This window comes from Microbacterium saperdae (assembly GCF_006716345.1).
GTDB lineage: Bacteria > Actinomycetota > Actinomycetes > Actinomycetales > Microbacteriaceae > Microbacterium > Microbacterium saperdae.
On the sequence record NZ_VFOX01000001.1, the window covers coordinates 405,350 to 424,210 of the forward strand.

Genomic DNA, 18,861 nt, shown 5'->3' on the forward strand with positions numbered 1-18,861 from the left:
CTCGAACCGCTCGATGACGATGCCCGCCGGACCCCGGCGGGCATCGTCATACCCGCTGCGGCGCTGGTCCGGCCTTCGCCGACAGCGACCGGAACCTCAGGTTGCCCACCCACCGCACGAGGGTGGCGAGGGCGAAGAACATCGCGACGAGCGCCGCGCACCAGAGTGCGACTCCGCCGTAGCCGCCGGAGACCGCCGGGTTGAAGAACGGGTAGGGATAGAAGCCGTCGATCGCACCGCGTACCACCGAGAAGATCGCATACGCCGCGGGCCAGATCATCCACCACAGCGTCACGCGGAACGGCAGTCGGCGCTGCGGGGGCCAGGCGATCCAGTCCACCACGCCGGCGATGGGGACGATGATGTGCACGACCACATTGACCCAGGGGAGGACGGGGCCGATGTCGCCGTCGACCAGGATGGCGTTGAACACCGCGCCGACGAAGACGATGTACACGACCACGCCGCCGCGGACCGCGGTGTCGGTGGGGGAGGAGGACCTGTTCCGGATCAGGCGGATCGCGCTCACGATGAAGACGATCGAGATCATGAGATTCGACAGGTTCGTGAAGTAGCAGAAGAAGTTCGGGATGCTGTATCCGTTGGTCACGGTCACCGCGAAGAACTGCGCGAACACGGCGGTCAGCGAGAGCACGGCGAACACGAGTCGGAAGACGATGGCCGTGAGGCGGGAGGTCATGCGCTCAATATATCGGTCGCGGAATACTGCATCCGGTCCTTCTCGGCAACCCCCTCGTCCTTCCGTCGCCCCCACGCCTATGTTCGGGAACGCGGAGCCGCGGAGGCCCGGGAGGGTGCGGCGTTCGCGTGAGCTCCGCGCGCCGGTGATCCGCTGTCGTCAGGGGACGACGGGGGTCACCGGCGGTTCCCGGATCGATGTCCCGGTCGCCCGCGCGCGACGTGCAGGAGAACGCGCGGACTGCAGGGAGGATCTGTGGAGATCGCGCCTGCAACCTGCGCTTTCTCCTGCAACTCGTGCGATGGAGTAGCCGGCGGCGCGAGGTGTGACTGCCTGGTCACTCCGCCGAGTTGCTCAACCCCATATCGGGGTCGACGTTCGCCTCATCGCCCTGCTCGAGCGGATCGAGGCCGTCGCTGTCGTCGTCGGCGCCGTCATCGGCGGTGAAGACCTTCTCGCCGGCCGGCGTCTCCGCGGCGGCGTCGAACGGGCCCTGGTCTTCGGGGTAGGAACGGGGATCGGACATGGTGGCGCCTTTCTGAGGGGATGCCGCACCGCTCGGATGCTGCACCGATCGGATGCTGCACCGATCGGGTGCGGGGTGATCGGATGCTCAGCCTCGCGCACCATGCCCTGACGCGCGCACCCGTTGACATCCCGGGCGGCGCGTGGTCGCCGCTGCGGCGATCAGAGGTGCCCGAGCCCCGACAGCTCCGCGCGCTCGCGGGGGAGCAACCAGAATGCGACGGCGGCTCCGGCGATCGAGATCGCGGCGGCGACGCCGAACGCGACCTGGAACGTGGCGAAGGGGGGAGCCCCGTCGGTTGTGATGAGCGAGGCCACCACCTGTGTCGCGAGCGCCCCGCCGACGGCACGGGCGATCGTGATCAGCGCGGTCGAGACGCCGACCTCGTGCGCCTCAGCTCCGATCGCCGCCGCGGCGTAGACGATCGTGGAGGCTGCCGCGGCGCCGACCCCGGCGAGCAGCAGCATCAGCACGAGCGATGCGGGGGCCGGCGAGAACACCGCAGCGGCGGCACCGAGCCCCAGCGCGAGCATGGCGATGACGCCGACCGCCCGGAGCCCTGTGCTCCGGGCGACGCGCCCGGCGGCGACGGATGAGATGACGCCCGCGGCATACGCGACGGCGAGGAACATCCCGGTCTGGCTCGCCGTGGCTCCCAGCCCGTATCCGGTCTCGATTGGCTGTGCGATCACCTGGGGCAGCAGGAACACGATCGGTGCGTAGCCCGCACCGATCGCCACACCGACCGCGACGGCCCCGCCGACCGAGCGGGAGCGGAGCGAGCCCACGTCGATCATCGGCTGGGCGACGCGGCTCTCGATCCAGACCCAGATCGTGAGCAGGGCGATCGCCGCGACGAACAGCAGCAGCGTGGTCGGCGCGGTCCACCCGGCCGACGACGAGCTCGCGAGCGCGACCACGAGCACGACGAGTGCCACCGCGAAGACCCCGGCGCCGAGCCAATCGACCCCCGTCCGCGCATCCGGATCCCGGCGCAGCCCCGGCCTCGCGGCGAAGAAGACCACGGCCCCGAGCGCGACGACTGCCGTCGGCACCGCGTAGAGCACGGCGCGCGAGGTCGCCTCGATGATTGGCCCTGCCGTCAGCACGCCCAGACCCGCGCCGGCGACGCTCATCGCGACCAGGACCCCGGAAGCGGTCTTTATCGACTCGGCGAGGAACAGGTGCCGCAGCACGACGAATCCGACCGGGATGATGCCGAGCGCGAAGCCCTGCAGGGCCTGGCCGACGATGAACGTCGTGAAGTCGGCGGCGAACGCGCTGGTGAGTCCGCCCGCGAGCACGATCGCGACCAATCCGGCGAGCGTGCGCCCTGCGCCGTACACGTCGGCCAGGCGTCCGGCGAGCGGTGTCACGATGACCGTGATCACGGTCGGCACGACGCTGGCGAGTGCGCCGGAGGCGGCGTCCACGCCGAAGTCCTGCTGCAGGCGGGGCAGCGCCGGAAGCACGAAGCCTTCGAGCGAGGCGGCGGCGAGCACGATCACGGCGAGGCCGGTGAGCGCCCAGCGGCGGTGGCTGAGGTCGACGGCGTTGTCGGTGCGGATGGTCATGCGGCTCCTTCGGGATGATGCGTGGGCAGAGCGAGGATGCGCGGCAGCCGGTGGCGCCACGGGGCGGCGCTCTCGAGCTGGGCGCTCAGAGCGAGGAGCAGGTCGTCGCGCCCCCAGCGCGCTGTGAGCATGACCCCGATCGGGATCCCGCTGTCCGTCCATCCCAGTGGCAGGCTGATCGCCGGGAAGCCGGTGGCGTTCGCGAGGATCGTGTTGCCGGTGAACGCCGTCATCGCGGCGAGCTCCGCGGCCGGATCCGTGTCGTCCCTGAGCTCTCCGATCCGCGCGGGCAGGCGGGTGATCGTCGGCTGCACGACGATATCGACGTCGCGGAACAGTTCCGCCCAACGGCCCGCGGCGGCCTGCACGGTGAGGGCGGATGCTGCCAGCCGGCCGCTGTCTGTGGCGCGGCCGCGTGCACGCAGGTGCTGCACGATCGGCCGCAGCAGGGTCTCTGCCTGCGGGGGTACCGGCTTCGCGGCGGCGAGCGCGCTGAACAGATCGGTGAACGCCGCGACCAGCCCGGGATCGGACGGCTGGATCGTCCCGACCACCCCATGTCCAAGCAAGGTGAGGAGCGCCCCCGCGTCTTCGACCGCCGCAGAGACGAGCGGGTCGACCGCGCCGCCCGAGACCGATTCCTTCGCGACCGCGATGCGCAGGCGCGGCACGGGATCGTCGCACGCGGCGAGGAAGCCGGAGCGTCTGCTCGGGTGGACGGAGCCGACCGGTGGAGCCATGGCCAGCACGTCGAGCAGCGCCGCAGCGTCGCGGACGGAGAGGGCGAGCGGCCCCTTCGTGGAGAGGCCCATGCCGTCATGCCCGGCCAGGCCACCAGTGAGCAGGCCGCGACTGGGCTTGAGCCCGACGATCCCGCAGGCGCTCGCGGGTGACCGCAGCGATCCGGCCGTGTCGCTGCCCTGCGCCAGCGGGACGATGCGCGCCGAGACCGCCGCAGCGGCACCGCCGCTCGACCCCGCGGCGGATCGGGTGAGATCGTGCGGTGAACGGCTCGGGGCCGCGACATCGGGCTCGGTGTAACAGGCGGCTCCGAGCTCGGGCACCGTCGTCTTGCCGATCCACACCAGGCCCGCGCCATCAATGGTCTCGACCACCACGTCATCCACCTCGGGGATCCAATCCGCGAACGCCGCGGAACCGAGCGTGGTGCGCACCCCTTTGGTCGGTTCCAGATCTTTGATCGCCGTGGGCACCCCGGTCAGGACCCCGCCGTCGCCGCAGTCGATCCGCCGTTGGGCGGCCTCGGCGTGCGCGATCGCGCGCTCCGGCGCGAGCGTGGTGAACGCGCCGACGGTGTCGCCCAGAGCGTCGGCGCGGTTCAGCGCGAGCGTCGCGACTTCGACGACGCCGAGCTCACGACGCCGGAACGCCGCGGCGAGCTCGATCGCGGTGACGTCGGAGAGCGGGTCCATGGGTTCCATTTCGTTACGCGTAACGGTATTGTCGAGCCATGGTAGCGGAATCGCAGAGGCGCGCAAGACCGGGTCGTCCGAAAGTCGTCGCCGAGGCGGCGCTCCTCGACGCGGCGGCGCTCCTCGCGGACGACGGCGGCCTCGAGTCGGTGACCTTCCGCGCGCTGGCGGAGGTGCTGGGCGTCTCGGCCATGGCCGTGCACCGGGCGAGCGGCGGGATCGACGCGCTGCGCCATCGGCTCATCGCGGTCGTCGTGGACGAGGCGATCAACGACATCGCCTGGCCGGAGGGCGACTGGCGGGGCACCGTCGAGACGTTCGCCCGGGGGCTGCGCGACCTTCTGCTGCGGCATCCGCTCGTGCTCGAGGCGCATAGCCGCGCGGCGCTCGACACCCCCGCAGCCGACGATGTCGCCCATCGCGTCGTGAGGGCTCTCCGCGAGGGCGGCTTGGACGCGGAGCACGCGGCCTACGGATATGCTGCCGTGCACGACTTCGTCACCGGACACGTCGCCATCCGCCTCGGCCGCGGGGAACTGGAACTGCTCGACATCCCGCCAGCGCGCCGCGCGGCCTCGGTCTTCGACTCCTTCCACGACGTCGAACGGCGCTTCCAGGTCGGGCTCGGCCTGCTGCTCGACGGTCTCGCCGTGGCGGCGGAACGGCGTGCGCGTGCCTGAATCGCGCGAGCGCCCGCTGCCGCCCACGCGCGTGCTGCCCGTCGGTCGTCGGGAGATCGCCTATTGCGAGATCGGTGACCCCGAGGGGGCGCCAGTGCTGGCGGCACACGGCTCGCCGGGCTCGCGCTACCAACTGATGCCCCTGCATGAGGCGGCTCGTGCCGCCGGGGTGCGCATCATCACCCCTGATCGCCCGGGATTCGGGCGCACCTCCGTCGCCGGGGATCGCGGATTCGACACGGGGGGAGCAGATGCCGTCGCCCTGCTCGACCACCTCGGGATCGATCGAGCCGCAGCGCTGGGCTTCTCCGGCGGTGCCGGCTACTCCCTGGCGTCGGCGCTGGCACACCCCGACCGCATCGACCGGGTGGTGCTCGCCTGCGGCATGGTCCCCGGCGCTCCGCGCGAGACGCTCGAGGGGCGCATCCCGATCGTCTCGACGCTCTACCTCGTCACGCGCTTCGCTCCTCGACTCGCTGCCGCGATGCTGGAGGGCCGGGGTCCGTTCGCGCGCACCCGCGCGGCGAACGTGGACGCCTGGCCTGCCGCCGACCGCGCGATCATGACGGACGAGAAGCAGCAGGCGATGATCGCCCCGGATGCCGCGGAGGGCATGCGCCAGGGCGCGCGGGCGGCGGTCGACGATCTGCGCCGCTACAGCCGTCGCATCCCTCTCGGCGAGGTGCGGCAGCCGGTGCGACTCGTGCACGGCACCGCAGACGGCAACGTGCCGATCGGAGTCGCGCGCTGGGCGGTCTCACATCTCCCCGATGCCACCCTGCGTGAGATCCAGGGGCAGGGGCACTACTTCGCAGTCACCCGTCCGGAGGTGATCATCGACGCGCTGGCCATCGCCGACTGACCCCGCTCATCCGCTGCAGGTCTCGAACACGTACGCAGGGTCGTCGGGCGTGACCAGATCGCGGTCCCGCAGCACCATCGACGCCGGCGATTCCGGATCCGCGCACATGTCCGCGAAGCTGCGCGGCAGCTCGTCGCTGTATTCGATGTCGATCACGTGCTCGCCGTAGACCGCGGCGTAGACGCCGCATTCCTCGAAGACGGCGCACTCCTCGGTCACCGCGAAGTCGAAGCCTGCACGATCGTGCAGCATCACGGCATCCTCGGCCGCGTTCTTCTGCCCCGCGGCGAGACCTGCGCCGTGTGCGGCATCCACGAAGAGCGTGGCCAGGGCGAGGTTGTCGTCGAGCGAGAGGGCGTCGTCGGACCGGGTGTAGGAGTCGAGGTTGTCGAACTCGACGGCGTCGAACCCGTCCTCCGCACAGCCTTCGATCCAGGGGATGATCTGCGCGGCGATGCGCTCGCGGCGCTCGGCGGTCGAGGTGTCGAGCAGCGCCTCGTCGGGCCAATCGGGGTCGAACACCGTCTCACCGTCGCGCTGCAGCAGCAGATCGGCAGCCCATGTGTCGAGCTCTCCGGGCTGCGTCTGGAAGCCGTTCACATAGCAGATCGAGTACGCATCGGCGGCGGGATCCGCCGAACGATCGCGCCCCACGATGCCGACCTTGGCCGCCGGCTCGTACGCTCCGCCGAGCTGGTAGTCGGGCACGGCGCCGGCGGGTGGCAGCGACCAGTCTCCGTCGGCGGAAGCGTCTGGCGAGTGCCCCGCGTGCGGGTCCGTCGCGGTGCCGACCGTGCAGCCGGTGAGCGCGAGCAGGGCGACGAGCATCGCGAAGCCGCCACGTGCCGTGCGCCGATCCCGTTCCCGCATCCTTCGAGCATACGGATGTGGCACGGCATCCTCATCGCGCCGCGGGCACCGGACCTCCCGGGGCAGGGGCCGGCACGTCGACGGCTTCGGCCGGGTTGCGCCGGATGCCGATCCACGAGACCACGCCGCCGAGCACGAGGAGCGCCGCGGTGACCCAGGCGGCGTTGTGGAAGCCGTCGAGATCGAGCGATCCGCCGACGATGGTCGACAGCATCGCGACCACCAGCAGTCCCGCCACGCGTGCGATGGCGTTGTTCACGGCGGAGGCGATGCCGGAGTGCGTCTCGTCGATCGCCCCGAGGATCGCCGCGGTCAGCGGAGCGACGGTGAGCGAGAGCCCGAGACCCATCACGATCATGGCCGGGAGCACCTGCCACCAGTAGGAGAACTCGGCCGAGACCAGCAACAGCAGTAGAGCGCCCGCCGCCATCAGTAGCGGGCCGACCGTCATGAAGATACGGGGGCCGAAGCGTCCGGCCCACTGACCGGCGCGGGAGCTGACGAGGATCATCAGGATCGTCATGGGCAGGCTCGCAAGGCCCGCGGCGGTTGCCGAGAGTCCTGCGCCCTGTTGCAGGTAGACGCCGATCACGAAGCCGCTGAGCGACAGCGCGGCGTAGACGAACAGGGTGGCGAGGTTGCCCCAGCCGAAGTCGCGCACCCGGAACAGCCACAGCGGCATGAGCGGAGACGACGAGCGCTGCTGGCGCAGCAGGAACCAGGCGAACAGCGCGGCGCCGCCGATGCCGGGGATCCAGATGGCGGGAGAACCCCAGCCGAGATTGGGCTGTTCGATGAGCGCGAAGACGACAGCGCCGAGCCCGATCGCGCACAGGGCGCCGCTCCACCAGTCGACGCGCACGCCGCGTGGATGCTCCGGCAGGTGGAGCCGGGCGAGCAGCAGCAGGGTGATGCCGATCGGGATGACGTTGATCAGGAAGACGAAGCGCCACGAGAGGTAGTCGACGAACAGGCCGCCCAGGAGCGGTCCCACCAGCTGGGCGCCGGTCGTGAAAGCGGTCCACACCCCGATCGCCCTGGCCTGCACGCCGGAACGCATGGTGGCGGTGATCAGGGCGAGGGAGCTCGGTACCAGCAGCGCGCCGGCCGCACCCTGCGCCGCACGCGAGATGATCAGCATGAGGGGATCGATCGAGGCGGCCACCGCGATCGAGGCGATTCCGAAGGAGATCAGGCCCACCCGCATCACGACCACTCGGCCGTAGGCGTCGGAGACGGATCCCGCGAGCAGGATCAACGCACTCAGAGTGATGAGGTACGAGTCCACGACCCACTGCTGGGTGGTGATGCCGCCACCGAGTTCACGGCTGATCGCGGGCAGGGCGACGGTGACGACCGTGCCGTCGAGGAAGGTCACGAACGAGGCGAGCACGGCGATCGAGATCACGAGCCGCTGGAGAGGGGCGAAGGAGGCCACAGCCTGACCCTACTCTCGGCTGAGGACACCGGGGGCGGAGGACGCGTCGGCTACGCGGACGCCTCCGATGTGCCCCGACGGTACAGTTGCCGCAGCCCCTCGAGCCCGGCTCGGGCGAAGGCCCGCCGCTGGCGTGCGGCACCGGTGCCGTCGGAGCGGATGCGCGCCATCCGCTCTTCCACGAATGCGCGATCGTCGGACTCGTCCAGCGCGGGTCGGATGGCGTCGAGCAGCCGGGATGCCGCTGTCCACGCCTCCACGACCTCGTCGGAGGCGGGGTGCAGGATCCGTGCGCTCATCCCGTGCCGTGCCGCTGTCCACAGCGATGCGTCGATGGCGTCGATCTCGAGGCTCGACCACGAGGCATCATCCGTGGGCGATCGCGCGCACCAGCGCCGCCGCGAGCAGGCTGTCTTCGGGATCGAGCTGCGCATCGAAGACCCGGACCTCGACGGTCGGGAAGCGCTCCGAGATCCGCACGGCCCAGGAGAGCGAAGCGGGCTCGCCGATGGCGCCGAGCGTCACGAGCTGGTCGATGTGCGCCCGATAGTCGTCGATGCCGCGGAAGTGCGGCGGACACCACGAGGAAGGGAGACGTCGGATCAGGATGCTGCGCCAGCTGTCGTAGCCCGAATCGAGGCCGTCCGCGAACGGGCTGTTCCCGCTGAGGGCGAGGAGGAGGGGGAGCCAGCCGCGGATGCGGTTGAGGACAGGCACCCGCTCGGCCTCGTCCGGCACCTCCACGTGCACGTGCAGACCGTTGACCTCGTGCCCTCGGGTGATGTGGTTCAGCAGCGCGGCGACCTCGTCATAGTGCGGCGAGGCCGAGACCTCGACGGTGCCCGTGGTCGCGAACGGCGTGCCCGTGGATGCGGCGACGGCACCGCTCGCTGCGGCATGCCGGGCGATCGCACGGCGCAGGCCGCGCAGCTGCGCGAGGGCCTCGGCGCGTGTCCGCAGCGGATCCGTCGCGCACTCGACCTGACAGGTGAGGTACTCGGGCATCACACGCCCCGCCGCCGGGGAGGTCTCCATCCGCCGCCGCGCATCCGCGGAGATCGCGGTCGGCACCAGGGACTCGCCCTCGAGGAGGATGAACTCCTCTTCGATCCCGAACCGCGCCATCAGGGGCGCCTAGTGGTTCCGGAGCGCGGAGATCAGTTCCGCCTTGCGCATGCCGCTGTATCCGCTCAGACCGAGCTCCTTCGCGCGGCTGCGCAGCTCCGCGACCGTCCAGTCCTCGTAGTCTCCGTGCTCGCCGCCGCGTCGGCCGACCGTGCTGCGTCCGTCTCTCGCGGCGGCATTGGAGATGCGCGCGGCCTTCTCCTTCGAGGCGCCGTCGTCGCGAAGCTCCTCGTACAGCTCCGGGTCCTTCAGTGAGTTGTTCCGTCGTCCTGGCATCGCCGTCATCCTCTCAATGGCATCTCAGGGGTGTCCACGTCAACCCCCTCCCCAGGATCGGACGGGCGCCACTACCGTGGTGAACTGCAATCGGGGTGCCCAGCCCCGGAAGAAGGGAAGACCGATGAACATCCTCCTCATCATCGTCATCGTCATCGCCGTGATCCTCGCGATCACCGGCGGACTGGTCCAGTCGCTGCAGTTCCTGCTCTGGGTCGGACTGGTCCTGCTGGCGATCGCTGTGATCGCGTGGTTGATCCGGAGCATCTCCGGGAGCCGCAAGGTCTGACCTCAGCTGTGGGTCCGCCGGATGGCGGGCCCCCTCCTGAATCACGATTCAAGGAGTGAGACCCGCCATCGGCGAAGGTCTCACTCCTTGAATGCGTCTCGGACGTTCTCGCCCGCCTTCTCGGCGGCATCCTTCACATCCTGGCCGGCCTGCTTCGCGGAGGCCTTGACCTGATCCGCTCGGCCCTCGGCCTCGAGCTTCTCGTTGTCGGTCACCTTCCCGACGTTCTCCTTGACCTTGCCTGCAGCCTTCTCGGCAGCGTTCTTGATGTCGTCTGCAACGCTCATGGCGTGTTCCTCTCCTCGAAGGGTCGATGGGACTGCCACCCTCGCATCGTGCCGCGACTCCGGCCACGGGATTGACAACGGACGCCTGCCGTGACAGTGCGTCGTGCGCGACCGGCGCCATGTTCCGCGAGACTGGGAACGACCGTCCCCGAAGGCGGTCCGGCCGCTCGACGCCCGACCCGTGTGCGTCGTCGCTGCCGTGTGCACAACACATTCATGTCCCTCCGGCATGGGTTGTCGACCCATGGCTGCGCGGTGACAGGACTGTCCACACTGAGCTATCGCACACAACACGACAGGACGGAGTGTCATGGAGACCTTTGAGGTGGCAGTGGTGGGGATGGGTGCGCTGGGCAGCGCGGCCGCGTATCACCTGGCTCGCCGCGGAGCACGTGTCGTCGCCTTCGAGCAGTACGAGCTCGGACACGTGCGCGGCGCCTCGCACGACACCTCGCGCATCGTGCGCACCTCCTACGGCGCTCCCGAGTACGTGCGCCTCGCACAGTCCGCCTACCGCGACTGGGCCGACCTCGAGCAGGAGTCCGGCGAGCATCTGCTCACCATCACCGGGGGAGTGATCTTCCTCCCGACGGACGGCCCCTACTCCGCCTCCGACTTCACCTCCGCACTCACCGAGTGCGACGTGCCGCACGAGCTCCTCGCCCCGGCCGAGGTGCACGCGCGCTGGCCGCAGTTCCACATCCCCGAGAACGTCGAGACCGTCTACACGCCCGACTCCGGCATCGCCCACGCCTCCCGCACCGTCGCCACGCTGCAGCTGCGTGCCAGGGCGCTCGGCGCCGACATCCGCGATCGCACCACGGTCGAGGCGCTGGAGCCGGATGGCGACGGCGTTATCGTCCGCACCGCGAACGGCGCGGTCCGCGCGAACAAGGTCATCGTCGCCGCCGACGCGTGGACCAACACGCTGCTCGAACCGCTCGGCGCCGCCATCCCGCTCGACATCATGCAGGAGCAGGTCACCTATTTCCGCCCGGAGGACCCGGAGCCGCTCGCCTCCGATCGCCTCCCGGTATGGATCTGGGAGGACGACGAGTGCTTCTACGGCTTCCCGACCTTCGGAGAGCCCACGGTCAAGGCCGCGCGCGACGTGTCGGAGAACCGGATGACACCGGCGGAGCGCACCTTCGTCCCCTCTCGGGAGCTCGCCGACGAGCTGGGCGTGTTCGTGCACGGACTGCTCCCCGCCGCCGGGCCCGAGCTGCGCACCGTGACCTGCCAGTACGCGCTGACACCCGACCGCCGCTTCGTGCTCGGACCGCTCTCGGAGCACCCCGACATCATCGTTGCGCTGTCGGCAGGGCACGGCTTCAAGTTCACCCCCGCGTTCGGTCGGATCTTGTCCGAACTCGCGCTGGACGGCGAGACCCCGGACGACATCTCCGCGTTCGCCGCTCCCGCTCTGACCCGCTGATCCGCCACGGCTTCCCGACAGCCGCTGATATGGAGGTTTCACCCATGACGCACCTGGTTCGCTGGGTCGAAGCACCGTTATCGGTGGGCGACCGTCTCGATACCGTGACGACTATGTCACCGAAGACGGGCTGCTGAATGGCGCGCTACATCCTCACGCGGGTGCTGTCATCCCTGTTCGTGCTGTTCGTGCTGTCGGTCCTCGTGTTCTCGATGGTCCGCATCATCCCCGGCGACCCGCTCGCGTCGTTCGCGGACCCGGCCAACCCGGACCCGGCCGCGCTGGACGCGCTGCGCCACGAGCTCGGACTCGACCAGCCCGCCATCACCCAGTACTTCGTCTGGTTGGGTGGGGTGCTGCGCGGCGACTTCGGTGCGGCGATCACCGTTCCCGGGCAGGTGTCCGACATGATCGCGACCCGCCTGCCGCTCAGCCTCTCGCTCGCCGTGATGGCCACGCTCTTTGGCGTCATCCTCGGTCTGCCCGCCGGCATCCTCGCCGCGACCCGCTGGCGTCGCCCGAGCGATCACATCGTGCGCGGTACCTCGTTCGTGCTCCTCGCGACGCCGCCGTTCGTGCTCGGTGCCGTGCTGATCCTGGTGAACTCGCTCACCCTGAAGCTGCCATTGGTGGGCTACTCGGGGGCGGCGGGCGACCCGCTGCGTGCGATCGGGGTGCTGATCCTGCCGGCGCTGCTGATCGGCATCGTGCTGGCGGCGATCATCGCCCGCTACACTCGCGGCACCCTGCTCGACACCCTCGGTCAGGACTTCGTGCGCACGGCGAGGGCGAAGGGCGCCTCGCCCTCGCGCCTGGTCGGGCGGCATGCGCTGCGCAACGCCCTGATCCCGGTGACCACGGTCGTCGGCATCGAGCTCGCCGCCCTGGTGGGAGGCACCGTCGTGATCGAGCAGGTGTTCTCGCTCCCCGGAATGGGGCAGCTGCTGCTCACCGGCATCCGCAGCTCGGACTACCCCATCATCCAGGCGACCGTCCTGCTGATCGGAGCGGTCTACGTCGCCATCAACTTCATCGTCGATCTGGTCTACCCCCTGATCGACCCCCGAGTGAGGGTTCACACGCGATGACTGTCACCCGCGAACTCGCCCTGGCCTCGACCGCTGGTCGTCGCCGTCGCCGCCCGCACCTCGGTCCGTCGTTCTGGGCCGGGGCCGGCATCCTCGCCGGCATCCTGCTGCTGGCCGGATGGATGAGCCTGTGGCCGCCGTACGACCCGCTGGCCACCGCCGGTCCGCCGATGTCAGGGCCCTCGGCGGCGAACTGGCTCGGCACCGACAACCTCGGTCGCGACACGTTCACGCGTCTCGCGTTGGCCGCCCGCACCAGCCTGATCATCTCCGGCGCCGGCGCGCTGCTCGGTGCGATCGTCGGCACCACGCTGGGCCTGATCGCCGGCTACGTCGGCGGATGGGTGGATGCGGTCATCATGCGCATCGTCGACGCGCTGCTTGCACTGCCGGCCATCCTGGTCGCCCTGGTCGTCGGCGTCGTGATCGGCAACGGCGCGGGCCCGCTGATCCTGGCGCTCGGTCTGGTGTTCGCCCCCGGCTTCGCCCGCGTCATGCGCGCTCCGGTGATCGCGATGCGCGACCGCGACTTCGTGCTCGCCGCGCGCCTGTCCGGAGTGCGAGGCCCGCGGATCGTGCTGGAGCACCTGCTCCCCAACGTGCTGACGCCGCTGTTCGTGCAGTTCGCATCGGTCGCCTCGCAGATCGTGCTGATCGAGGCAGCGCTCAGCTACCTCGGCCAGGGCGTGCAGGCACCGGAACCCTCCGCCGGTCGCATGATCAGCGAGTTCACGCGATTCATGCAGGTGCAGCCGCTCCTGATCATCCTGCCGTCACTGGTCATCATCCTGCTCTCCGCCGCGTGGAACCTGCTCGCCGACGGACTGCAGGACTGGCTCGCCCCACGGCGGGAACCCGCCTTCTCGCTCGGCCGGAAACGTGCCGACCGGGCGCCGAAGAACAGCTCCACCCGAGAGAACAGCACCACCCGAGGCACCACCCACACAGAAGAGAGTCAGCTATGAAGAAGCCATACCTCTACGGCGCGGCGGTCATCGTCGCCGGCGCCCTGGCGCTCACCGGTTGTACGTCCGGAGGCGAGACCCCGAGCAACGGCGCGGAGGGCGAGCCCGTCGCCGGCGGCACGTTGACCTGGGGCGTCCCCGCGGAGCCCTCCGCCGGCGGCATCGACCCGATGGTCGCGACAGCGGTCGCGGCCGAGATCATCGACGCGATCGCCTACGACACCCTGCTCACGCGCGATGACGACGGCACCGTGAACCCGGCGCTGGCGACCGAGTGGGAGCAGCCCGACGAGCTCACCTGGGTGTTCCAGCTCCGCGACGACGTGACCTTCGCCGACGGCAGCCCCTTCGATGCCTCCGACGTCGTGTACTCGTTCGAGACGCGCAAGGACGGCGGCTCGAACGCCACCTACCTCGCCAACATGGAGAGCGTGGAAGCCACCGGCGACTACGAGGTGACATTCCACTTCACTCAGCCCGACGGCACGTTCCTCGACGCCGTCTCCGCCCGCCAGACCTTCTTCATCGTGAGCGAAGAGGGTTACGGCAAGGCGACGGAGGAGGAGCGCCAGACGCAGACCTTCGGCACCGGTGCCTTCCAGGTCTCCGAATGGTCGCAGGGCGTCAGCGTCACGCTCGACAAGAACGACGACTACTGGGGCGAGGCCCCGAACCTCGACTCGATCGTCTTCGAGCTCTACCCCGACGAGAGCACGCTGCTCGCCGCCGTGCAGCAGGGCAGTGTGCAGGCCGCATCGTTCATCGACGGCAGCCTGGCGAACCAGGCCGAGTCCTCCGGGTTCACGCTCGGCGACCCGCCCTTCCGTCAGAACCTCGCGATCTACATCAACCCGGAGGCGGGCCCCCTCGCCGACGTGAACGTGCGTCGTGCCTTCTCGCTCGCCCTCGACCGGCAGGCTCTGGTCGACACCGCGATGCTCGGCAACGCGGGTATCTCGTTCGTGCCGCCGGCCGGCGACCCGGGTGCCCCCGACGCCGCCGACCTGCCGTACTACACGCGCGACGTCGACGCGGCCAAGAAGCTCCTCGAAGAGGCCGGACAGCCGAACCCCGAGATCACGCTCAGCTACATGGGCGACGTGGCGCAGTCGCACCACCCGGTCTACGAGATGATGCAGCAGCAGCTGGCCGAGGCGGGCATCACGCTGAACCTCAAGGCGACGCCGCTGTCGGAGATCGCACCGATCTTCACCACCGGTGAGTCCTGGACCGACCTGGTCGCGATCCCGGGCAGCCCCCGCGCATCGGCCGCCTTCTACCTGCAGCCCGTGCTGCTCGAGGGAGGCGTGTACAACCACTGGGACGGCAACCCCGACGCCGACAAGGCCCGTGAGCTGCTGACGCAGGCCATGGCCGCCGCGACGCCCGAGGAGTACAACGACCTCATCGACCAGCTGGCCGAGGAGACCGCAGAGCAGGTGCTGGAGATCGTGCCGGCCGCCGTGCCGGTGTACTTCGAGGTCTGGGATGCGAACAAGCTGCACGGATACGAGAGCGACGCGTTCTACTCCCGTTCCCTGCTCGACTCGGCCTGGTTGACCGAATGAGCACCGACGTCGACGCTCTCCGGGTCGAAGACCTGTCCATCGCGTACGGGGGTGCCGCGCCCTCGGTGTCCGAGGTGTCGCTCCGCGTGCGCGCGGGGGAGATCGTCGGCGTCATCGGGGAGTCGGGCAGCGGCAAGTCCAGCGTCGCCTTGGCGATGATGGGGCTGCTGCCCGACTCCGCGACGGTCACCGCGCAGACCATGACGGTCGCGGGTTCCGAGATGAAGGATGCCGCCGAACGCGACTGGGCCGGAGTGCGAGGCGTCCGCGCCTCGATGGTCTTCCAGGAGCCGATGTCCGCGCTGAACCCGTGCATGCGGATCGGCGCGCAGATCGCCGAGGTGCTCCTCATCCACGGCCTCGCCGACAAGAAGGCGGCGCGCGCCAAGGCACTCGACATCCTCAAGCTCGTGCGCATGCCCGAGCCGGAGCGCCGCATGGCCTACTACCCGCACCAGCTCTCCGGCGGCCAGCGGCAGCGCGTGGTCATCGCGATCGCGGTGGCCGCAGACCCGACGCTGCTGGTCGCCGACGAGCCGACCACCGCTCTCGACGTGACGGTGCAGGCGCAGATCCTCGATCTGATCCGCACCCTGCGCGACGAGACGGGGATGGGCGTGCTGTTCATCAGCCACGACCTCGGCGTGATCGGTCAGCTCTGCGAACGGATCGCGGTCATGTACCGCGGGCGCATCGTGGAGTCGGGCACGACGCAGCGTGTGCTGGAGGACCCGCAGCATCCGTACACGAAGGCGCTGCTGGAGAGCATCCCGCGTCCGTCCGTACCCGTGCGTTCCGCGCTGGCGGTCATCCCGGCGGACAACGACTTCGACATGGTCCCGGCCGTCCTGGAGGAGGCATCGTGAGTGAGGTTTCGGCGAAGGACGGCGGCGTGCCGGACGACGTGCTGCGGGTGAAGAACGTCACGCAGCGATTCGGTCATGGCGACAACGCCATGGTCGCGCTGGACGACGTGAGCCTGCACGTCCGCCGCGGCGAGACGCTGGGGCTCGTGGGGGAGTCCGGCTCGGGAAAGAGCACGCTCGCCCGCGCGATCCTGCTCATGCGCAAGCCGACCTCCGGCACGATCGAGTTCGACGGCGGCGATGTCACCGGGCTCCGCGGTTCGGCGCTGCGACGCCACCGTCGGCGCGTGCAGATGGTGTTCCAGGACCCCAACGACTCGCTGGACCCGCGCTTCGCGATCGGCCGCTCGGTCGCCGAGCCGCTGGTCGCGGCGGGCATGCCGGCGTCGGACCGCACGATGCGCGTGTACGAGTCGCTCGAGCAGGTGGGCATCCCGGCCGATGCCGTGAACCGCTTCCCGCACGAGTTCTCCGGCGGGCAGCGTCAGCGCATCGCGATCGCTCGGGCCATGGCCGCCGATCCCGAGTTCATCGTGCTCGACGAGCCGACATCCGCTCTCGACGTCTCGGTGCAGGCGCAGGTGCTGAACCTGCTCGTGCGCCTGCAGGAGCGCACGGGGGTCACCTACCTGTTCATCACGCACAACCTCGCGGTCGTGCACCACATCGCGCACCGCGTGGCCGTGATGCACCAGGGCAAGGTCGTGGAGGAGGGCACCGGCGAGCAGGTCATGAACGCGCCGCAGCACCCCTACACGCGCACGCTGTTGGAGTCGATGCCGGTGCTGTACCGCACGTAGCCGGGTCCGCGCCCGGGCGGGAACGGAGATCATTCGTGGTGAGTGCGGCGCGTCGCGGATCGACCCGCCGAAGCGACGCAGGGTCGTCTCTGTTTTCCAACGGACGAACAGCGGATGCCACGCGTCAGCGCATCTGCAGGCGGTCGCGCAGCTCGTCGAGCCGCACGGCGATGCCGATGCGGAACATCCGCTCGTCATCGCGCCACGACGCACCGAGCACGTGGTCGAGCCGGTCGAGCCGTTGCAGGATCGTGTTGGTGTGGAAGTTCAGCGCGCGGGCCGTGCGGGTGGGGCTGGCGTTGTTGCGCACGAAGGCGCGCAGCGTGCCGAGCAGATCCGCACCGCGCTCCTCGTCGTAGCGGCGGACGGCACCGATCGTGTCGCGCAGGAACGCGCTCAGCGCCCGTACATCCGTGTCGAGGATCGCCGAATAGGGCAGGAAGTCGTCGACCTGGGCGGTCACGTCGGTGAGCTCGAGCGCCGCGATCAGCCGGGCCGTGCGCATCGCGGTCTGGAAGGCCTCGGGCAGCGCGCCGGATGCCGGGCGCGGCACCACGACCGAGACCGGATGCTGGATCGCGGAGGCGACGTGCCGGCGCAGACGATCGACCTCGACGGACCCGCGATCAGCGCTGTAGGCGGCGACCACGAATCCGCGGTATTCGCCCACGAGGGAGCGGTCGTCGAGCTGTCGGCTCAGCTCGCGCAGCGCCGCGGTGTGCTGGTCGCCCGGCACCGAGAGGAGGATCAGCGAGTCGAGCACCTGCAGGTCGACGCCCAGTCGGCGGGCGCGCCGCTCGACATCCGCACGGCGCTCCGGCACGTCGTCGAGCAGATCGGCGACCAGTTCGCTGCGGATGCGCAGGTCGGCTCCGGATGCGGCCTCCTGCTGCAGCTCGAGCAGCGCGCCGACCTGTGCCGCCCGCTCGATCGTGCGCAGATCGACGGCGCCGAGCTCGAAGTCGCCGTCGCCGAGCAGCAGCGCGCCGAAATGCCGACTGCCGGCGGACAGGGCGGCGACGGCGCGCACGCCCCCTTCCGGCACCGCGACGCAGTACCCGGAGCGACGGCTCTCGGCGATCGCTTCGCGCACGGGATCCGGCAGCGTCAGCATGCTGGGAGCCAGGGGCAGACCCGCGGCGGCGATGATCTGCTCCTGCGCGTCGATGATCGCGACCGCGCGACCGAGCGCCGAGGCGAGAGTCTCGGCCACCGGGCCGAACCCGCCGCCGGCGAGCACGGCCTGCACCAGCTCCTGGTGCACGGTGTTGGCCCGGTCGCGCTCCACGAGGTGCGCGGTGAGACTGGCCAGGGTGGTGCGGCTCTCGTCCTCCGACTCCTGCAGGTCGCGGAGCGTCTGGGTGGTCTGCAGGATGATCGACGCGTGGTCGGCGACGGCCGTGAGCAGTGCGACCTGGTCGGGGGTGAAGCTGCGCGCCTCCCGGTTGGCGACGAACAGCACGCCCAGCACGTCGTCGGAGGTCACCATCGGCACCCCGAGCAGCGACACCAGGCCCTCGGCGGACACGGCGTCGTCGATGCCCGAGTCGTGGCGCTCCTTCGCGTAGGCCGAGTAGTCCGACACCCACTGCGGCATCCGCGACTCGACCACCACGCTCGCCAGCCCCCGGCCCGGCGGCACGCGCAGCGTCTGGAAGGACGCGCTGACGGAACCGCTGGTCTCGCGCACCCGCAGTTCACGGGTGTCGGGGTCGAACTCCGACAGGTAGGCCAGGTCGACGCCCATCATGGTGTGCGCGCGCTGCACGAGACGGGCGAGCACGGCATCGCTGTCGCGCAGCTCGGCGAGTTCGCGGGCGCTGGAGAACAGGGCCGACAGCTCGTGCTCGCGGCGGCGCAGGCGCGAGAGCTCGCGTTGGGAGCGGTGCACGAGCTCGGCGATCTCGGCCGCATCCGGCTCCGAGGCCCCCAGCTGAGCGAGGGCATCGCTGACCGCGGTGGGGCCGACCAGATCGCTGTCGTGTGCGGCGTCGAGCAGGGTGGCGATCGCGTCGGATGCGCGGCTCATGAGAGCTCCTTCGGCGTTCGGGGGCGCGGGAGAGCGTAAGTCTTCAGTGT

General features: G+C 70.1%; 20 protein-coding genes. 9 read left to right on the top strand and 11 right to left on the bottom strand.

The window, feature by feature from the left end; translation table 11 throughout:
• Nucleotides 1-46: 46 nt before the first annotated feature.
• The 4 genes from FB560_RS01785 to FB560_RS01800 form a co-directional block, all read right to left on the bottom strand.
• Entirely contained in the window at nt 47-700 is a 654-nt protein-coding gene (locus FB560_RS01785; protein WP_141870790.1) for a Pr6Pr family membrane protein, read from the bottom strand.
• Between the two features lie 337 nt (nt 701-1,037).
• The gene (locus FB560_RS01790; protein ID WP_141870791.1) at nt 1,038-1,226 is read right to left on the bottom strand and encodes a hypothetical protein; all 189 of its coding nucleotides are present in this window, start codon (nt 1,224-1,226) and stop codon (nt 1,038-1,040) included.
• Between the two features lie 161 nt (nt 1,227-1,387).
• Nucleotides 1,388-2,800: an MFS transporter gene (locus tag FB560_RS01795; protein ID WP_141870792.1), complete on the bottom strand. Its 1,413-nt coding sequence runs from the start codon at nt 2,798-2,800 to the stop codon at nt 1,388-1,390.
• Nucleotides 2,797-4,242, bottom strand: a complete 1,446-nt coding sequence (locus tag FB560_RS01800) for an amidase (protein WP_211349936.1) — start codon at nt 4,240-4,242, stop codon at nt 2,797-2,799. Before FB560_RS01800 ends, FB560_RS01795 begins: the two co-directional genes overlap by 4 nt.
• Before the next feature lie 29 nt (nt 4,243-4,271).
• Between FB560_RS01800 and FB560_RS01805 the strand changes: the two genes are divergently transcribed.
• Together FB560_RS01805 and FB560_RS01810 are read left to right on the top strand one after the other, a co-directional pair.
• Nucleotides 4,272-4,913 (top strand): TetR/AcrR family transcriptional regulator C-terminal domain-containing protein, encoded by a 642-nt coding sequence (locus FB560_RS01805; RefSeq protein ID WP_141870793.1) that lies wholly within the window; start codon nt 4,272-4,274, stop codon nt 4,911-4,913.
• Nucleotides 4,906-5,775 (top strand): alpha/beta fold hydrolase, encoded by an 870-nt coding sequence (locus FB560_RS01810; RefSeq protein WP_211349937.1) that lies wholly within the window; start codon nt 4,906-4,908, stop codon nt 5,773-5,775. Before FB560_RS01805 ends, FB560_RS01810 begins: the two co-directional genes overlap by 8 nt.
• 6 nt (nt 5,776-5,781) lie before the next feature.
• On the opposite strand, the gene FB560_RS01815 is transcribed toward FB560_RS01810, so the two are convergent.
• The 5 genes from FB560_RS01815 to FB560_RS01835 form a co-directional block, all read right to left on the bottom strand.
• A complete protein-coding gene (locus tag FB560_RS01815; RefSeq protein WP_141870794.1) occupies nt 5,782-6,645 on the bottom strand; it encodes an endo alpha-1,4 polygalactosaminidase in 864 nt (287 codons plus the stop codon).
• A gap of 31 nt (nt 6,646-6,676) precedes the next feature.
• A complete protein-coding gene (locus tag FB560_RS01820) occupies nt 6,677-8,083 on the bottom strand; it encodes an MFS transporter (protein ID WP_141870795.1) in 1,407 nt (468 codons plus the stop codon).
• A 50-nt stretch (nt 8,084-8,133) separates the two neighbouring features.
• Nucleotides 8,134-8,382, bottom strand: a complete 249-nt coding sequence (locus FB560_RS01825; RefSeq protein ID WP_141870796.1) for a hypothetical protein — start codon at nt 8,380-8,382, stop codon at nt 8,134-8,136.
• A gap of 67 nt (nt 8,383-8,449) precedes the next feature.
• The gene (locus tag FB560_RS01830; RefSeq protein ID WP_141870797.1) at nt 8,450-9,208 is read right to left on the bottom strand and encodes a carboxylate-amine ligase; all 759 of its coding nucleotides are present in this window, start codon (nt 9,206-9,208) and stop codon (nt 8,450-8,452) included.
• A gap of 9 nt (nt 9,209-9,217) precedes the next feature.
• On the bottom strand, nt 9,218-9,484 hold the full coding sequence (locus tag FB560_RS01835) for a DUF7218 family protein (RefSeq protein ID WP_141870798.1): 267 nt from the start codon (nt 9,482-9,484) through the stop codon (nt 9,218-9,220).
• 124 nt (nt 9,485-9,608) lie between these two features.
• Between FB560_RS01835 and FB560_RS20625 the strand changes: the two genes are divergently transcribed.
• A complete protein-coding gene (locus FB560_RS20625; RefSeq protein ID WP_170198021.1) occupies nt 9,609-9,773 on the top strand; it encodes a hypothetical protein in 165 nt (54 codons plus the stop codon).
• 80 nt (nt 9,774-9,853) lie between these two features.
• Here FB560_RS20625 and FB560_RS01840 read toward each other — a convergent pair whose 3' ends face one another.
• Nucleotides 9,854-10,060 carry a CsbD family protein gene (locus FB560_RS01840; RefSeq protein ID WP_141870799.1) on the bottom strand — a complete coding sequence of 69 codons (207 nt, stop codon included), beginning with the start codon at nt 10,058-10,060 and terminating at the stop codon, nt 9,854-9,856.
• A 310-nt stretch (nt 10,061-10,370) separates the two neighbouring features.
• On the opposite strand from FB560_RS01840, the gene solA reads away from it, so the two are divergent.
• The 6 genes from solA (at nt 10,371) to FB560_RS01870 (ending at nt 16,782) form a co-directional block, all read left to right on the top strand.
• Nucleotides 10,371-11,495, top strand: coding sequence for an N-methyl-L-tryptophan oxidase (gene solA, locus FB560_RS01845; protein ID WP_141870800.1), 1,125 nt, complete (start codon nt 10,371-10,373; stop codon nt 11,493-11,495).
• 137 nt (nt 11,496-11,632) lie between these two features.
• Nucleotides 11,633-12,583 carry an ABC transporter permease gene (locus tag FB560_RS01850; protein ID WP_141870801.1) on the top strand — a complete coding sequence of 317 codons (951 nt, stop codon included), beginning with the start codon at nt 11,633-11,635 and terminating at the stop codon, nt 12,581-12,583.
• A complete protein-coding gene (locus FB560_RS01855) occupies nt 12,580-13,548 on the top strand; it encodes an ABC transporter permease (RefSeq protein WP_141870802.1) in 969 nt (322 codons plus the stop codon). Before FB560_RS01850 ends, FB560_RS01855 begins: the two co-directional genes overlap by 4 nt.
• Nucleotides 13,545-15,116, top strand: a complete 1,572-nt coding sequence (locus tag FB560_RS01860) for an ABC transporter substrate-binding protein (RefSeq protein WP_141870803.1) — start codon at nt 13,545-13,547, stop codon at nt 15,114-15,116. Before FB560_RS01855 ends, FB560_RS01860 begins: the two co-directional genes overlap by 4 nt.
• Nucleotides 15,113-15,982, top strand: coding sequence for an ABC transporter ATP-binding protein (locus FB560_RS01865; protein WP_141870804.1), 870 nt, complete (start codon nt 15,113-15,115; stop codon nt 15,980-15,982). The genes FB560_RS01860 and FB560_RS01865 overlap by 4 nt, the downstream gene beginning before the upstream one ends.
• Nucleotides 15,979-16,782 carry an ATP-binding cassette domain-containing protein gene (locus tag FB560_RS01870; protein WP_141870805.1) on the top strand — a complete coding sequence of 268 codons (804 nt, stop codon included), beginning with the start codon at nt 15,979-15,981 and terminating at the stop codon, nt 16,780-16,782. Before FB560_RS01865 ends, FB560_RS01870 begins: the two co-directional genes overlap by 4 nt.
• A gap of 124 nt (nt 16,783-16,906) precedes the next feature.
• On the opposite strand, the gene FB560_RS01875 is transcribed toward FB560_RS01870, so the two are convergent.
• Nucleotides 16,907-18,811: a GAF domain-containing protein gene (locus FB560_RS01875; RefSeq protein WP_141870806.1), complete on the bottom strand. Its 1,905-nt coding sequence runs from the start codon at nt 18,809-18,811 to the stop codon at nt 16,907-16,909.
• Between the last annotated feature and the right edge of the window lie 50 nt (nt 18,812-18,861).

What these genes read in the sequence shown, in the direction of transcription:
- FB560_RS01830 (WP_141870797.1), bottom strand. Translation starts at nt 9,208, where the DNA reads ATGGCGCGGTTCGGGATCGAAGAGGAGTTCATCCTCCTCGAGGGCGAG.
- FB560_RS01860 (WP_141870803.1), top strand. Translation starts at nt 13,545, where the DNA reads ATGAAGAAGCCATACCTCTACGGCGCGGCGGTCATCGTCGCCGGCGCC.
- FB560_RS01840 (WP_141870799.1), bottom strand. Translation starts at nt 10,060, where the DNA reads ATGAGCGTTGCAGACGACATCAAGAACGCTGCCGAGAAGGCTGCAGGC.
- FB560_RS01790 (WP_141870791.1), bottom strand. Translation starts at nt 1,226, where the DNA reads ATGTCCGATCCCCGTTCCTACCCCGAAGACCAGGGCCCGTTCGACGCC.
- solA (WP_141870800.1), top strand. Translation starts at nt 10,371, where the DNA reads ATGGAGACCTTTGAGGTGGCAGTGGTGGGGATGGGTGCGCTGGGCAGC.
- FB560_RS01805 (WP_141870793.1), top strand. Translation starts at nt 4,272, where the DNA reads ATGGTAGCGGAATCGCAGAGGCGCGCAAGACCGGGTCGTCCGAAAGTC.
- FB560_RS01785 (WP_141870790.1), bottom strand. Translation starts at nt 700, where the DNA reads ATGACCTCCCGCCTCACGGCCATCGTCTTCCGACTCGTGTTCGCCGTG.
- FB560_RS01815 (WP_141870794.1), bottom strand. Translation starts at nt 6,645, where the DNA reads ATGCGGGAACGGGATCGGCGCACGGCACGTGGCGGCTTCGCGATGCTC.
- FB560_RS01825 (WP_141870796.1), bottom strand. Translation starts at nt 8,382, where the DNA reads ATGAGCGCACGGATCCTGCACCCCGCCTCCGACGAGGTCGTGGAGGCG.
- FB560_RS01835 (WP_141870798.1), bottom strand. Translation starts at nt 9,484, where the DNA reads ATGCCAGGACGACGGAACAACTCACTGAAGGACCCGGAGCTGTACGAG.
- FB560_RS20625 (WP_170198021.1), top strand. Translation starts at nt 9,609, where the DNA reads ATGAACATCCTCCTCATCATCGTCATCGTCATCGCCGTGATCCTCGCG.
- FB560_RS01800 (WP_211349936.1), bottom strand. Translation starts at nt 4,242, where the DNA reads ATGGAACCCATGGACCCGCTCTCCGACGTCACCGCGATCGAGCTCGCC.
- FB560_RS01855 (WP_141870802.1), top strand. Translation starts at nt 12,580, where the DNA reads ATGACTGTCACCCGCGAACTCGCCCTGGCCTCGACCGCTGGTCGTCGC.
- FB560_RS01795 (WP_141870792.1), bottom strand. Translation starts at nt 2,800, where the DNA reads ATGACCATCCGCACCGACAACGCCGTCGACCTCAGCCACCGCCGCTGG.
- FB560_RS01865 (WP_141870804.1), top strand. Translation starts at nt 15,113, where the DNA reads ATGAGCACCGACGTCGACGCTCTCCGGGTCGAAGACCTGTCCATCGCG.
- FB560_RS01850 (WP_141870801.1), top strand. Translation starts at nt 11,633, where the DNA reads ATGGCGCGCTACATCCTCACGCGGGTGCTGTCATCCCTGTTCGTGCTG.
- FB560_RS01875 (WP_141870806.1), bottom strand. Translation starts at nt 18,811, where the DNA reads ATGAGCCGCGCATCCGACGCGATCGCCACCCTGCTCGACGCCGCACAC.